The sequence below is a fragment of the Aminobacter sp. LjRoot7 genome, from assembly GCF_964252895.1.
In the GTDB taxonomy this organism is placed as follows: Bacteria; Pseudomonadota; Alphaproteobacteria; order Rhizobiales; family Rhizobiaceae; genus Aminobacter; species Aminobacter aminovorans_B.
In genome coordinates, this window is the sequence record NZ_CAXUPX020000010.1 from 78,392 (window position 1) to 93,105 (window position 14,714).

Annotated in this window: 16 protein-coding genes; 14 read left to right on the forward strand and 2 right to left on the reverse strand. The window is 64.1% G+C overall.

The window, feature by feature from the left end:
- The first annotated feature begins 22 nt into the window (after positions 1 to 22).
- The 12 genes from ACSQ3E_RS24095 (at position 23) to ACSQ3E_RS24150 (ending at position 11,178) form a co-directional block, all read left to right on the forward strand.
- Positions 23 to 574, forward strand: coding sequence for an SRPBCC family protein (locus tag ACSQ3E_RS24095; protein ID WP_310319223.1), 552 nt, complete (start codon positions 23 to 25; stop codon positions 572 to 574).
- 96 nt (positions 575 to 670) lie between these two features.
- The gene (locus tag ACSQ3E_RS24100) at positions 671 to 1,048 is read left to right on the forward strand and encodes a VOC family protein (protein WP_436124599.1); all 378 of its coding nucleotides are present in this window, start codon (positions 671 to 673) and stop codon (positions 1,046 to 1,048) included.
- A gap of 63 nt (positions 1,049 to 1,111) precedes the next feature.
- Complete coding sequence (locus ACSQ3E_RS24105; RefSeq protein WP_310319229.1) at positions 1,112 to 2,011, forward strand: LysR family transcriptional regulator; 900 nt, start codon at positions 1,112 to 1,114, stop codon at positions 2,009 to 2,011.
- Positions 2,012 to 2,152: 141 nt separating this feature from the next.
- Positions 2,153 to 2,632 (forward strand): formate dehydrogenase subunit gamma, encoded by a 480-nt coding sequence (locus tag ACSQ3E_RS24110; RefSeq protein WP_310319232.1) that lies wholly within the window; start codon positions 2,153 to 2,155, stop codon positions 2,630 to 2,632.
- Positions 2,629 to 4,185: a formate dehydrogenase beta subunit gene (locus ACSQ3E_RS24115; protein ID WP_436124600.1), complete on the forward strand. Its 1,557-nt coding sequence runs from the start codon at positions 2,629 to 2,631 to the stop codon at positions 4,183 to 4,185. Before ACSQ3E_RS24110 ends, ACSQ3E_RS24115 begins: the two co-directional genes overlap by 4 nt.
- 11 nt (positions 4,186 to 4,196) lie before the next feature.
- Positions 4,197 to 7,076 (forward strand): formate dehydrogenase subunit alpha, encoded by a 2,880-nt coding sequence (gene fdhF / locus ACSQ3E_RS24120; RefSeq protein WP_310319239.1) that lies wholly within the window; start codon positions 4,197 to 4,199, stop codon positions 7,074 to 7,076.
- A gap of 7 nt (positions 7,077 to 7,083) precedes the next feature.
- A complete protein-coding gene (gene fdhD, locus ACSQ3E_RS24125; RefSeq protein ID WP_436124601.1) occupies positions 7,084 to 7,911 on the forward strand; it encodes a formate dehydrogenase accessory sulfurtransferase FdhD in 828 nt (275 codons plus the stop codon).
- Positions 7,901 to 8,152, forward strand: a complete 252-nt coding sequence (locus ACSQ3E_RS24130; protein ID WP_436124602.1) for a formate dehydrogenase subunit delta — start codon at positions 7,901 to 7,903, stop codon at positions 8,150 to 8,152. Before fdhD ends, ACSQ3E_RS24130 begins: the two co-directional genes overlap by 11 nt.
- Before the next feature lie 88 nt (positions 8,153 to 8,240).
- Positions 8,241 to 9,806, forward strand: coding sequence for an alpha/beta fold hydrolase (locus ACSQ3E_RS24135; protein WP_436124603.1), 1,566 nt, complete (start codon positions 8,241 to 8,243; stop codon positions 9,804 to 9,806).
- A gap of 104 nt (positions 9,807 to 9,910) precedes the next feature.
- Positions 9,911 to 10,387 (forward strand): carboxymuconolactone decarboxylase family protein, encoded by a 477-nt coding sequence (locus ACSQ3E_RS24140; protein ID WP_310319251.1) that lies wholly within the window; start codon positions 9,911 to 9,913, stop codon positions 10,385 to 10,387.
- Positions 10,388 to 10,455: 68 nt separating this feature from the next.
- Complete coding sequence (locus ACSQ3E_RS24145; protein WP_067965564.1) at positions 10,456 to 10,818, forward strand: nuclear transport factor 2 family protein; 363 nt, start codon at positions 10,456 to 10,458, stop codon at positions 10,816 to 10,818.
- A 42-nt stretch (positions 10,819 to 10,860) separates the two neighbouring features.
- Positions 10,861 to 11,178: a hypothetical protein gene (locus ACSQ3E_RS24150; protein WP_436124604.1), complete on the forward strand. Its 318-nt coding sequence runs from the start codon at positions 10,861 to 10,863 to the stop codon at positions 11,176 to 11,178.
- 56 nt (positions 11,179 to 11,234) lie between these two features.
- Here ACSQ3E_RS24150 and ACSQ3E_RS24155 read toward each other — a convergent pair whose 3' ends face one another.
- Both ACSQ3E_RS24155 and ACSQ3E_RS24160 read right to left on the reverse strand, forming a co-directional pair.
- A complete protein-coding gene (locus ACSQ3E_RS24155; RefSeq protein WP_310319260.1) occupies positions 11,235 to 11,849 on the reverse strand; it encodes a DedA family protein in 615 nt (204 codons plus the stop codon).
- A complete protein-coding gene (locus tag ACSQ3E_RS24160) occupies positions 11,846 to 12,415 on the reverse strand; it encodes a class I SAM-dependent methyltransferase (protein WP_436124605.1) in 570 nt (189 codons plus the stop codon). Before ACSQ3E_RS24160 ends, ACSQ3E_RS24155 begins: the two co-directional genes overlap by 4 nt.
- A gap of 240 nt (positions 12,416 to 12,655) precedes the next feature.
- Here ACSQ3E_RS24160 and ACSQ3E_RS24165 point away from each other — a divergent pair, with 240 nt between their 5' ends.
- Both ACSQ3E_RS24165 and ACSQ3E_RS24170 read left to right on the forward strand, forming a co-directional pair.
- Positions 12,656 to 13,330, forward strand: a complete 675-nt coding sequence (locus tag ACSQ3E_RS24165) for a response regulator transcription factor (protein ID WP_310319266.1) — start codon at positions 12,656 to 12,658, stop codon at positions 13,328 to 13,330.
- Positions 13,327 to 14,709, forward strand: a complete 1,383-nt coding sequence (locus tag ACSQ3E_RS24170) for a sensor histidine kinase (RefSeq protein ID WP_436124606.1) — start codon at positions 13,327 to 13,329, stop codon at positions 14,707 to 14,709. Before ACSQ3E_RS24165 ends, ACSQ3E_RS24170 begins: the two co-directional genes overlap by 4 nt.
- Positions 14,710 to 14,714: the final 5 nt, after the last annotated feature.

Consider the following 14,714-nt stretch of genomic DNA (forward strand, 5'->3'; position numbering starts at 1 on the left):
CAGCCTTTCTCAGGAGACGACAATGCCAATTCTTGCCATCATCCTCGGGCTGCTGGTGCTCGCGATCCTCATCATCCTGGCGATCGCCGCGACCAAGCCCGCCACCTTCAGCATCCAGCGAACGACCGATATCGATGCAGCCCCTGATACCATCTTCCCGCTGATCAACGACTTCCACAACTGGCGCGACTGGTCGCCATGGGAAGCGCTCGATCCTGATCTCAAGCGCAAGATGGGCGGTGCTGAATCCGGCCGCGGCGCGGTCTATGAATGGGACGGCAACAAGAAGGTCGGCAATGGGCGGATGGAGATCACCGAAGCCGTGGCGCCGAACAAGGTGGTCATCAAGCTCGACTTCCTGAAGCCGTTCGAAGCGCACAATGTCGCCCGCTTCACCATGGAACCGCGAGGCGGAAAGACGCGCCTGAACTGGGAAATGACCGGCCCGTCGCCCTTCATGTCCAAGGTGATGCAGGTGTTCATGAACTTCGACACAATGGTCGGCAAGGACTTCGAAAAGGGCCTCGCCAGCATCAAGGCGATCGCCGAGCGGAAACGCCTCGCCGGCTCGTGAGCTTACCAACCTCTGCGCAGCAAGACCTGTCGCCCCGCCGGGGCGGCACTATTTTCGAAAGCGTGGCTCGTGGGGGCAAACAGAGAGGAGACTGACATGCTTGGTCAAATCAATGCGGTTGCCAATGTGGCCGTCAAGGATCTCGGACGCGCCAGGGCCTTCTACGAAAAGACGCTCGGCCTCAGCGAGGTCGAGCACATGGGCGAGGAGGTGTCGGTGCTGAAAAGCGGCAACACCGTGATCAACGTCTACCGCTCGGATTATGCCGGGACCAACAAAGCGACGTCGGTCACCTGGGCCGTCGGCGACAAGATCGACAAGATGGTCGAGGAATTAAAGTCGAAAGGCGTGACATTCGAGCATTACGACATGCCGGATACCCGCCTCGAAGGCGACGTCCATGTCTTCGGCGACTTGAGGGTTGCGTGGTTCAAGGATCCCGACGGCAACATCCTCAACCTCATCAACCAATGATTTTGATGCGGTAGTCCCTTGTGAAGACTGGCTAATTTGGCCGGCGCCGGATAGCCTTCCGGCATGATAGACAAGCTTGAGTTCTTCATCGCACTCGCAAGGGAGCAACATTTCGGGCGCGCCGCCGAGGAATGCGGCGTTACCCAGCCGACGCTGTCCGCCGGCATCAAGCAGCTCGAGGACATCCTTGGCGTGATGCTGGTGCAGCGCGGTTCGCGTTTCCAGGGCCTGACGCCGGAAGGCCGGCAGGTTCTTGACTGGGCCCGGCGCATCGTTGGCGACACCCGCGCCATGCGCGAGGAAATGCGCGCCGCCCGCCACGGCCTTTCCGGTCGCATCCGTATCGCCGCCATCCCGACGGCACTCGCCATGGTGCCGAGGCTGACGACGCCATTTCGCGACAAGCATCCCGGCGTCACCTTCTCTATCCTGTCGCGCACCTCGATCGAGGTCTTGTCGCTGCTTGGCAATTTCGAGATCGACGCGGGAATCACCTATCTCGACAACGAACCGCTCGGCCGGGTGACCAGCGTGCCGCTCTATGCCGAGCGCTACCAGCTGATCACGGCGGTGGGGAACGAATATTCCGATCGACAGAAGGTGACATGGGAAGAGGTCAGCACGCTGCCTTTGTGCCTGCTCACCCCCGACATGCAGAACCGCCGCATCATCGACCAGCATCTGGCAGACGCCGGCGTGCAGGTGCGACCCACGCTCGAATCGAACTCAATGATCGTGCTGTTCTCGCACATCAGAACCGGCAAATGGTCGTCGATCATGCCGCTCAACCTCGCGGAAACCTTCGGTTTTGCCGAACCGATCCGCGCAATTCCGATCGTCGAACCCGATGCCAGCCACACCGTCGGGCTGGTGGTGGCCAAGCGCGATCCGAACACCACGCTGGTGCAGGCGCTGCTTGACGAAGCCATGGCGCTGGCAGGCGATTTCCGTCGCAACGCGTGAGCTATACTCCCAGTGAATTCGTCCACTCGATAGAAAATTTTTATCATGTGACGAAACAGCTTTATTGATTCCGGCCCCCAGGATCGGCTTCAATAGGGATATAGCGCCCAAGTCAGGCGCCAGTGTCAGGGAGGGCGCTGCGTGGTCATGCAGCCAGCAAGTACCGAACTCGCCGAGCGAACTGCTGCGGTGATCAGCGAATTGAAGAGCCTCGAGGGTCCGCTGATCCCGATTCTTCACGGTGTCCAGGAAGAGTTTGGCTATGTGCCGCAGGAAACCCTGCCGATCATCGCCGAGGCGCTGAACCTGTCGCGTGCCGAAGTGCACGGCGTCTTCACCTTCTACCACGATTTCCGCCACCACCCGGCCGGCCGGCATGTGCTCAAGGTCTGCCAGGCCGAAGCCTGCCAGTCGATGGGCAGCGACGCCATTGCCGCCCAGATCAAGCAGAAGTTCGGCATCGGCTTCCACGAGACGAGCAAGGACGGCGCTGTCACGCTGGAGCCGATCTATTGCCTCGGCCTGTGCGCCTGTGCCCCTGCGGCGATGCTCGACGGCGAAGTGATCGGCCGTCTCGACGCCGACAAGATCGATGAAATCGCCGAGGAGATCCGCTCATGAGCGTGACGATCTACATTCCCGGCGATTCGGGCTCGCTGTCGCTCGGCGCCGAAAAGGTCGCCAAGGCGATCGAGACCGAGGTTGCAGCACGCGGCATCGACGCCAAGATCGTGCGCAACGGGTCGCGCGGCCTCTACTGGCTCGAGCCAATGGTCGAAGTTGCGACCGAAACCGGGCGCGTTGCCTACGGTCCGGTCTCTGCCAAGGACGTCGCATCGCTGTTCGACGCCGGCCTCGCCCATGGCGGCCAGCACAAACTTTCGCTCGGCGATCCGGAAAAGCTGCCCTTCATCGCCAAGCAGACGCGCCTGACCTTTGCCCGCTGCGGCATCACCGATCCGATTTCGCTGGAAGACTATGAAGCCCATGGCGGCCTCGCCGGCCTGCGCAAGGCTGTATCAATGGCGCCCGCCGACATCGTCAAGCAGGTGACCGAATCCGGCCTGCGCGGCCGTGGCGGCGCCGGCTTCCCGACCGGCATCAAGTGGAAGACGGTCCTCGATACGCCCGGCGAGCAGAAATACATCGTCTGCAACGCCGACGAAGGCGACTCGGCGACCTTCGCCGACCGCATGATCATGGAAGGCGACCCCTTCGTGCTGATCGAAGGCATGGCGATCGCCGGCCTCGCGACCCACGCCACCAAGGGCTACGTCTACATCCGTTCCGAATATCCGCATGCGATCGCCGTGATGGAAAAGGCCGTCAAGGTCGCCCGTCGCGCTGGCGTTCTCGGCAAGAGCGTTCTCGGATCCTCCCAAGGCTTCGACATCGAGATCCGCTCCGGCGCAGGCGCCTATGTCTGCGGTGAGGAAACCTCGCTGCTCAACAGCCTGGAAGGCAAGCGCGGTGTGGTTCGCGCCAAGCCGCCGCTGCCGGCGATCCAAGGCCTGTTCGGCAAGCCGACAGTGATCAACAACGTCATCTCGCTCGCCTCCGTGCCGATCGTCATGGACAAGGGCGCCCAGTACTACAAGGACTTCGGCATGGGCCGCTCGCGCGGCACCATCCCGATCCAGATCGCCGGCAACGTCAAGCATGGCGGCCTGTTCGAAGTGGCCTTCGGCCTGACGCTGGGCGAGATTATCGACGAGATCGGCGGCGGCACCGCAACCGGCCGCCCGGTCAAGGCGGTGCAGGTCGGCGGCCCGCTCGGCGCCTATTTCCCGCGCGCTTTGTTCGACACGCCGTTCGACTACGAAGAGTTTGCCAAGCGCGACGGCCTGATCGGCCATGCCGGCATCACCGTGTTCGACGACAGCGCCGACATGCTGAAGCAGGCACGCTTCGCCATGGAATTCTGCGCCATCGAAAGCTGCGGCAAGTGCACGCCCTGCCGCATCGGCTCGACGCGCGGCGTCGAGACGCTCGACAAGCTCAAGCAGAACATCGAGCCGGAAAAGCAGCTCGCGCTGGTGACCGACCTCTGCAACACGATGAAGTTTGGTTCGCTCTGCGCGCTCGGCGGCTTCACGCCCTACCCTGTCATGAGCGCCATCAACCATTTCCCCGAAGATTTCCGGCCGGCAACGGTCGCACAGGCAGCGGAATAGGAGACAACATCATGGGTCTCATTCACGAAATCGACTTCGGCACCCCTGCCTCCAAGTCCGAAAAGCAAGTCACGCTGACCGTCGACGGCTTCGAGGTCACCGTGCCTGAGGGCACCTCGATCATGCGCGCTTCGATGGAAGCGGGCATCGCCATTCCAAAACTCTGCGCCACCGACATGGTCGACGCCTTCGGCTCCTGCCGCCTCTGCCTGGTGGAGATCGAAGGCCGCAACGGCACGCCGTCGTCCTGCACGACGCCTGTCATGCCCGGCATGGTGGTGCACACCCAGACCGGCCGTCTCAAGGACATCCGCAAGGGCGTGATGGAGCTCTACATCTCCGATCACCCGCTCGACTGCCTGACCTGTGCGGCCAATGGCGACTGCGAATTGCAGGACATGGCCGGTGCCGTTGGCCTACGCGACGTGCGCTACGGCTACGAAGGCGACAACCACGTTCGCGCCAAGAATGACGGCGTTGCGAACTTCAAATGGATGGCCAAGGACGAGTCCAACCCCTACTTCACCTACGACCCGTCCAAGTGCATCGTCTGCTCGCGCTGCGTCCGGGCTTGCGAAGAGGTGCAGGGCACCTTTGCGCTGACCATCGAAGGCCGTGGCTTCGGCAGCCGCGTTTCGCCCGGCGCGCATGAACTGTTCCTCGACAGCGAGTGCGTGTCCTGCGGCGCCTGCGTACAAGCCTGCCCGACGGCAACGCTGACGGAAAAGTCGGTGATCGAGATCGGCCAGCCCGAGCACTCGGTCGTCACCACCTGCGCCTATTGCGGCGTCGGCTGCTCGTTCAAGGCAGAGATGCGCGGCGACGAGCTGGTGCGCATGGTGCCGTGGAAGGACGGCAAGGCCAATCGTGGCCACTCCTGCGTCAAGGGCCGCTTCGCCTATGGCTATGCCACCCACAAAGAGCGCATCCTCAACCCGATGATCCGCGAGAAGATCACCGATCCGTGGCGCGAAGTGTCGTGGGAAGAGGCGCTGACGCATACGGCCAAGGAATTCCGGCGCATCCAGTACCAGTATGGTCGTGGCGCCATCGGCGGCATCACCTCCTCGCGCTGCACCAATGAGGAAACCTTCCTCGTGCAGAAGCTGATCCGCCAGGGCTTCGGCAACAACAACGTCGACACCTGCGCCCGTGTCTGCCACTCGCCGACCGGCTACGGCCTCGGCCAGACCTATGGCACGTCGGCCGGCACCCAGGACTTCGACTCGGTCGAAGACACCGATGTCGCGCTGATCATCGGCGCCAACCCTGCCTCGGCCCACCCGGTGTTCGCTTCGCGCCTGAAGAAGCGCCTGCGCGCCGGCGCCAAGCTGATCGTCATCGATCCGCGCCGCACCGAGATGGTGAAGTCGGCCCATATCGAGGCCGCGCATCACCTGGCACTGAAGCCGGGCACGAACGTCGCCGTGGTCACCGCGATCGCGCATGTGATCGTCACCGAAGGCCTGTTCGACGAGAAGTTCATCCGCGAGCGCTGCGACTGGTCGGAATTCCAGGATTATGCCGAGTTCGTCTCGGATGAGCGCCACAGCCCCGAGGAAGTCGAGAAGCTGTCGGGCGTTCCGGCCGAGACCATCCGCGGTGCTGCCCGCCTCTATGCTACCGGCGGCAACGGCGCGATCTACTACGGCCTCGGCGTCACCGAGCACAGCCAGGGCTCGACGACCGTCATCGGTATCGCCAACCTCGCCATGCTGACCGGCAATATCGGCCGCAAGGGCGTCGGCGTGAACCCGCTGCGCGGCCAGAACAACGTTCAGGGCGCCTGCGACATGGGCTCGTTCCCGCACGAACTGCCGGGCTACCGCCACATTTCCGGCGACGCCGTGCGCGACATCTATGACAGCCTGTGGGGCGTCAAGCTCGACAACGAGCCGGGCCTGCGCATCCCCAACATGCTGGATGCCGCCGTCGACGGCACCTTCAAGGGCATCTACATCCAGGGTGAAGACATCCTGCAGTCGGATCCCGACACCAAGCACGTGTCGGCCGGCCTGGAAGCCATGGAATGCGTCGTCGTGCAGGACCTGTTCCTCAACGAGACCGCCAACTACGCCCACGTGTTCCTGCCCGGATCGACCTTCCTCGAGAAGGACGGCACCTTCACCAACGCCGAGCGCCGCATCAACCGCGTGCGCAAGGTGATGGCACCGAAGAACGGCCTCGCCGACTGGGAAGTGACGCAGCGCCTCGCCCAAGCGATGGGCCTGAACTGGAACTACCAGCACCCGTCCGAGATCATGGACGAGGTGGCCAAGACGACGCCGAGCTTCGCCAACGTCTCCTATGAGTTCCTGGAGAAGATGGGCTCGGTGCAGTGGCCGTGCAACGAAAAGGCGCCGGAAGGCACCCCGATCATGCACATCGACGGCTTCGTCCGCGGCAAGGGCAAGTTCATCCGCACCGAGTATGTCGCGACCGACGAAAAGACTGGCCCGCGCTTCCCGCTGCTTCTGACCACCGGCCGCATCCTCAGCCAGTACAATGTCGGCGCGCAGACAAGGCGTACCGAAAACGTGGCCTGGCACGCCGAGGACCTGCTGGAGATCCACCCGCACGACGCCGAACAGCGCGGCCTTCGCGACGGCGACTGGGTGCGGCTGCAGAGCCGCGCCGGCGAAACGACGCTAAGGGCGCAGATCACCGACAGGGTGTCGCCGGGTGTGGTCTACACGACCTTCCACCACCCCGACACGCAGGCCAACGTCATCACCACCGACTTCTCGGACTGGGCAACCAACTGTCCGGAGTACAAGGTGACGGCGGTTCAGGTCGGCGCCTCCAACGGTCCATCGGATTGGCAGAAGGACTACAACGAGCAGGCCCAGCAGAGCCGTCGCATTGCCGGCCACCTGGAAGCGGCGGAGTAGCCTCGCGGTGACCGACCGCCCCGCCATCACCCAGACCAGCCGCCTCGCCCGCCGGGCGAGCGGCACCACGGTCGCCAACCGCATGGTGCCGGAGGAGACGCCGGTGGCGCTGTCCTATGGCGGCACCACGCATGCTGTGATGATGGCAAGCCCGGCCGACTTCGAGGATTTCGCGCTCGGCTTCTCGCTGACCGAAGGCATCATCGGCTCGGTCGAGGAGATCGAGTCGATCGAGGTACTTGACGTCGAGGCCGGCATCGACATCCAGATCAGGCTCAAGGACAAGGCCAACAAGCGCTTCGAGCAGCGCCGACGCAGGCTTGCCGGTCCTGTAGGCTGCGGCCTCTGCGGCATCGAGTCGATCGAGGAAGCGATGCGCTCGGTCGACCACGTCAACAAGTCGTCGTCAGGGCTTTCCGCCAACGACATCGTGCAGGCGGTGAAGCTGCTCTCCAAGGCTCAGCCGCTGCATGCCGAAACGGGTGCCGTGCACGCCGCCGGCTTTTACATTCCCGGCAAGGGCATCGTTGCGGCGCGCGAGGACGTCGGCCGCCACAATGCGCTCGACAAGCTTGCCGGTGCGCTCGACAAGGCCAAGATCGACGGCGCTTCCGGTGCCGTGGTGGTGACCAGCCGCGTGTCGGTGGAAATGGTGCAGAAGACGGCGGCCATCGGCGCGCCCTTCATCATTGCCGTTTCGGCGCCCACCGCATTGGCTATCCGCACCGCCGAACAGGCCGGCATGACGCTGATCGCGCTCGTGCGCGGCGACGATTTCGACATCTTCACCCATCCAGACCGCGTGACTACCGGAGCCGCCAAAAATGTCGCATGAAGAGCACAAGATGGGGACGAAGGAAAAGCTCGTCTACATGGCGAACCAGATCGCGACCTTCTTCGAATCCAAGCCGCATGACGAAGGCGTCGTCGGCGTCGCCAAGCACATCAACGACTTCTGGGACCCGCGCATGCGGCGCCAGTTCTTCGAGATGTTCGACGAAGGCGGCAAGGGCATGAAGCCGCTGGTGATCGCCGCCGCTGCCACGATCCGTCGCCCCAAGCAGGACGCGGCCTGAAAGTAGGCGCGGGGCCGGCCAAGGCCCCCTCACCTTCCCGCCGGAAACCTGCTAGTCTTAGCCAGACCTAATGCAATTCGCAGGCGGAATGGCTGTGGCAAGGCCGATCGCTACTCGATATGCGCGCAGCGGTGACGTCCGGATCGCCTATCAGGTGGTTGGCCAGGGTCCGCTCGACCTCGTCTTCGTTCCCGGCTTCATCTCCAATCTCGACCTGCACTGGGAAGATGAAGGCTACAGCCGGCTGCTTTCGCGCCTGTCCGCCTTCTCCCGCCTGATCCTGTTCGACAAGCGCGGTACCGGGCTTTCCGACCGTGTCGACGCAAACGCGCTTCCGAGCCTCGAAACGCGCATGGACGACGTGCGCGCGGTAATGGATGCCGCGGGCTCGAGCCGTGCTGCGATCCTCGGTGCCTCCGAAGGCGCGCCGATGGCGATCCTGTTTGCCGCGACCTATCCCGAACGAACACGCTCGTTGGTGCTCTATGCCGGCTACGCCCAGTTCCACAAATGGGTGATGGACCCGGCACGGCTGCAGACCTTCATCGACGCCACAGAGACATCCTGGGGCACCGGCGCCACGCTTCAGAATTTTGCGCCAGGACGTCTCGACGATCCCCGGTTCGCCGCCTGGTGGGCGCGCTTCGAGCGTTTGTCTGCCAGCCCGACGGCGGCGGCGGCACTGGCCCGGATGAACGCCGAAATCGACGTACGCGGCGTGCTGGCCAGCATCCGCGCGCCGACCTTGCTTATCCATCGCCGCAACGACGCGCGGGTCGATCCCGATGCCAGCCGCTATCTGGCGCAGAAAATTCCCGGCGCCCGGCTCGCCGAGATCCCGGGTCGCGACCATCCGATCTGGACCGGCGACGTCAACCGCGTCGCCGACCTGATTGAAGAATTTCTGACCGGCACGCATGCACCGCCCGACACCGAGCGGGTGCTGGCGGCACTTCTGGTAACGCGCGTTTCGGACACGGCGCGGCTCGGCGACAGGATGTGGAGCGAACGCAGCCTGCGCTTCCAGGAAACGCTGCGCCTGCTCGTCGGCCGACACGGCGGCCGCATCGTCGACCAGTATGGTGACGTGGCGATCTCACGTTTCGACGGACCGGCGCGCGCCATACGATGCGCGGCCGCACTGCGCGACGCGGCCCAGGGCATCGGCATCGCCAGCGCTCAGGGCGTGCATGTCGGCGAGATCGAGACGCGTGGCCCGCCCTCGGGGCTAACGGTGCGCGTCGCCGTCAAGATTGCCGAGCATGCCGGGCGCGGCGGCATCCTAGCATCGCGGCTTGTCTCGGAAATCGCGACCGGTTCGGGCGTGCATTTCATCGACGCCGGTCGCCTGGCGCTCGACGATCTGGATGGACCATTGGCCCTGGTCGAGGCGACGTCGGAACAGCACCTCGAACCGGCGTGCAGCCGCCGGGCGCCTGCAGCAGCAGAGCCGTCAGCACTGACGGCACGCGAGAACGAGGTCGTCGCACTCATCGCCGACGGCAAGAGCAACGCGGCCATCGCCATCGAACTCAGCCTCAGCGAGCACACGGTGAAGCGCCATGTCGCCAACATACTGACCAAGCTCGATCTACCCTCGCGTGCCGCGGCGGCGGCATTCGCGGTGCGGCAGACTGGCCCGGACGGGCCATAGGACCAGTGGCCTTTTCGGGCGAAGCGGCGATGCGGCGCCCGGGACTACAGTTTTCCGATGCAGGCAGGCGGAGACAGCGCCTCGAAACTGCGAAGGAGGAAGACATGACAAAGGCAAGTGGAGTTCTTACCACGCTGGCGATGGCAGCCGGTTTCGCCGTTTTGGCCGCATCGAGCGCCGGTGCCGAAGATGCCTCGGCCGAGGCGACCTACAAGGACATCGAAGCCACGCTCGGCTCGGTACCCAGCTTCTTCAAGGCATTTCCCGAGTCGGGCATCTCAGGCGCCTGGGCCGAGTTCAAGGGCATCCAGCTCAATCCCAAGACCGAGCTGAACGGCAAGACCAAGGAGCTGCTCGGCCTCGCCGTCGCCGCCCAGATACCGTGCCAGTACTGCGTCTACTTCCATACCGCCGCGGCGAAGGCCAATGGCGCCACCGACGAGGAGATCCGCGAGGCGGTGGCGATGGCAGCCGTCGTCCGCCACTGGTCGACGGTGCTGAACGGCATGCAGGTCGACTACCCACAGTTCAAGCAGGAAGTCGACACGGCGATGGCCGCCGCCAAGGCGAAGTCGCAATAGGTTTTCGGTTCCGACCGGGACCGTCGCAACACAGGGCCGCCCGGAAGGCCGGCCAAAAGGAGGATAAGATGCTTGCCACCAAGGAAGCCGTCACCGGTGCCTCGATCAAGAAGGCGATCGAAAGCCGCGATGGGCCGATGCTTTCCAGCTTCTACGCCGACGACGCGCTGGTGCGCGTCATCGACCGCAACAACCCGCCCAGCAAGCCGCGCGAAATCCGCGGCCGCGCGGCGATCACCACCTTCTGGGACGACATCTGCAGCCGCGCGATGAGCCATCGCGTCGACCTGACAATTGCGCAAGGCGACAACCTCGCCTTCTCGCAGGACTGCGCCTACCCCGACGGCACGAAGGTCTTCTGCGCTGCGATGCTGGAACTTAAGGACGGCAAGATCGCGCGGCAGACAGTCGTGCAGGCCTGGGACGAGTAATCGGATGCGGGCGAATGGTCGCCCGCCAGATGGGAGGAAGCCATGTTCGTTGCACGCTGGAAGATCGATGCCCGCTTCGGGCACAAGCAAAGCGCCATCGATCTGTTGCGCCAATGGGAACGGGAAATCGGTCCGCAGGCCGGAACCGACAAGATGGCCATGCAGATCCTGACCGGATCGATCGGCGCCAAGGAAGCCACCATCGAAGTCAACCACAACGTCGAAAGCCTGGCGCAGATCGAAGACATGTTCGCCAAGCTGTCCCAGATCGATGCCCATGCCCAATGGGGAAAGAAGCTCGAGCCCTTCGTGGTCTCGGGTTCTTCCTATTGGAACTTCTATCGCGTGATCCAGGGTTAGGCTGACTCCTGCCTGCGGCGGCAAGAGCCGCCGCAGTGCCAGGGACGGCAGCTTGGCTAGTGATGCGTCTCGCCCGGGGGATGATCGTTCGTCCCCCGGGTGCTGTGGCGCAGCGCAAGCAGGAAGACGATCTCGGCTATGACGACGATGGCGACGATGCGGAAGCCGATGGTCACCGGGTCGTGGTCGCTGTCGCGCATCAGATAGCCGCCGATCAGGAAGGCGGCGTTCCAGATGAAGGCGCCGGTCACGGTGGCAAGCGCGAAAGGCACGAACGTCAGCCGCAGCACCCCCGCCTCGAGCGCGAGATAGGTGCGCGCCACCGGCACCAGTTGGGCGATCAGCGAGGCGCGGAAGTTGTTGCGGCGATAGGCGACCGTCAGCCGTTGATAGGTCGCATGCTTGAGGAATATGTACTTGCCGAACCGCCTCACAGCGGCATCGGCGCGGTCAGCTCCCAGCCAGTTGCCGCCGGCGTACCAGATCATCGATCCCAGCGTCGAACCCAACGTGGTCGCAAACATCAGTGCGATCAGCATCGGAACGTCGGGCGCCGCCGTCATGCCGAGAAACAACAGCAGCACATGCGACGGCGGGACGGGCGAAACCTTCTCGGTGAAGGCAAGACATGCCGCGCCGAGCAGACCGAAGCCCAGGAAAGATGGAATCATGAAAAGCGCCAGTCGTAACTCTTTGCCGGCTTCATCCTTGTGATCCGATAGACAGCCGCCGGCGGCAGGTTGCGGAAGGTATGGCCAATGCGCGTCACTTCGAGATCGAGCCTGTCGAGAAGCGGCTGATCAATAGGGCACCGGAAGCCGTATGTGAATAGGTACAGCGCCCCTTCGGGCCTGAGGTTGGCGAAAATGCCTTCGAGAATGGCGAGCGTCTGACGTGGCGGAATCGCCAGGAACGGCAGGCCGCTGACGGCCGCGCCGGCGACCGGGCCGTCATAGATCGGCCGGTAGCGCAGGTCGGCCGCATCCATTTCCAGCACCCGCGACTTGGGGAAGCGGCACCTGAGCAAATGGGCGAAGTCGCTGTTGAACTCGATAAGCGTCATGTCGCTTTCCCGGACGCCGCGCGCCAGCATGGCGCGGGTGAAAGGTCCGGTGCCGGCACCGAGCTCGAGTACCGGTCCGGTCTCCGGGCCAAGCTCCTGGGTCATCAGCGTTGCCAGGCTGGAGCTGGACGGCGCAATGGAAGCGACCTTGAGTGGCGCCGTGGCCCATGCCATGAGAAAGGATAAAGTGTCGTTTGCGGCCATTGCGAACCTCTTTCGAAATCGTCTGCCGGCGAATCGGTCGCCTGCCCTTAGCGAAAGCTGTTTGAGGCCGCTGGATTACACATGCATTGCGACAAAGGCCGAGAAACAGGCATTTTGGCGGCTGCCCCCGGTCGCCGTGCTTATTGCGCAATGCTTCTGCAATGTTGAAGGAATAGCCGGGCGGCACCGAGGGGCCCTTCGAGGACTGAAATGCGCATACTGCTTGTGGAAGACGAGCCAGAACTGGCGTCGGCTTTGAAAACGGCGTTGCGGCGATACGACATGGTGGTGGATCACGCCGCATCGCTGCTGGAGGCCGGCGACTTTGCCGCCAGCGAGAATTACGACGCGATCCTGCTCGACCGGCAGTTGCCCGACGGCGACGGGCTGACGCTGGTGCCGAAGATCCGTGCCCGCGGCAACGCGACGCCGGTGTTGGTGCTGACGGCGCGCAGCGACACCTCCGACAAGGTCGACGGGCTCGACATGGGCGCCGACGACTACCTGGCCAAGCCCTTCGCCTTCGAGGAGCTGCTGGCGCGGCTGCGCGCGCTGTTGCGCCGGCCGGCCAATGTGCAGACGCAGATCATCCGCGCCGGCGACCTTTCCTTCGATCTTGGCCATCGCGAGGTCCTCGTTCGCGGCGAGCCGCTGACCCTGCCGCGCCGCGAGCTCCTGGTGCTTGAGGCGCTGTTGCGGCGTACCGGCCGCATGGTGCAACGTTCGTCGCTGATGGAAGCGGTGTTCGGCCTCGACGACGAGATCCAGTCCAATGCGCTCGACACGCATGTGTCGCGGCTCCGGCGCAAGCTGGCCGAAGCCGACGCCAAGGTCGAGATCAATGGCGTGCGCGGCGTCGGCTATCTCCTGCGCGAGATTTCATGACCATTCAGAAAATCCTTCGCCTGTTGGCACGTTTCTTCCGCCCGATCTCGCTGAAATGGCGGCTGGTGTGGCGCCTGGTGATCCTGCAGGTGATCCTGCTGACGCTGCTGATCGGCATGATCCTCGGCGCCCTGATCGTCACCGGCGTCATTCCGGAGAATTACGAAGGCCGGGCCGTCGACGTGCTGCGCAAGGTGGTGCGCCGGGATGATGCCGGCGAGCTTGTGCTCAAGAACACATCGCGTTTGCAGGATCTGCGCGAGGAGGTGCCCGATCTCTGGTTCGTGTTGCGCGACGAACAGGGGCACATGCTGAAGGAAGGCACGATCCCGCCCGAATTCACCCGAATGGCCGCAGCACTCGACCATATCGACAATGCCAAGCTGGTCTGGAAGAAGGGCTCGACCCTGCCCGCAGCGACGGTGATGTGGTACGATACCAGCGCCGGAAAAGTGCAGATTTTCACCGGCGCACAAGGCCGCTTCAGGGTTTCGGCGCTGCTCGACGTGACGCCGGAACTGTTCCTCGAGATCATCTTTCCGATCGGCGGCGTGATGGCGGTGGCGACGCTGCTGGTGATCCCGCTCGTGGTGCGCAGTGCCTTCCGCGGCCTGCGCCAGGCGGCAGTGTTGGCCGAGCGGATCGACATCGACGAACGCGGGGTGCGACTGCCGGTGGAGCGCATCCCATCGGAGATCGCGCCGCTGGTCAGGGCGGTCAACGGCGCGCTCGACCGTCTCGACAAGGGTTATGAACGGCACAAACGCTTCCTGATCGATGCCGCGCATGAGCTGCGCACGCCGGTCGCCATCCTCAACACCCGCATCACCTCGCTGCCGGCGACGCCCGAACGGGCGCGGCTGCTGCAGGACACAGCACGACTGTCGACGCTGACGGACCAGCTTCTCGACATCCAGCGCCTTGGCCGCCAGACGCAGCAATTCACCCGTTTCGACCTGGTGGCGGTGGCGCGCGGCGTCGTCGTCGACCTGGCGCCGATGGCCTTTGCCGCGGGCTACGAGATGTCGTTCGAACCGGCGCGCGGCGAGTTGTTCGCCAATGGCGACCGCACCGCCGTCGAGCGCGCCATCACCAATCTGGTGCAGAATGCCATCGAGCACGGCGGCAACGCCGGCAGGATCACCATCGGCGTCAACAGCCCGGCCACGATCGAGGTTTCGGACGAAGGCGACGGCGTGCCGGCGGCGGAGCGGGAGAAGATCTTCGAGCCGTTCTACCGCCTGCGACCGCGCGGCCACGGCGCCGGCCTCGGGCTCAACCTGGTACATGAGATCATGCAGATCCACGGCGGCCGCATCGAGCTCGCCGGTAGCGACAGGAAGGGCGCCTGCTTCAGGCTGGTCTTCGCCCAGGCCTGAAGCCC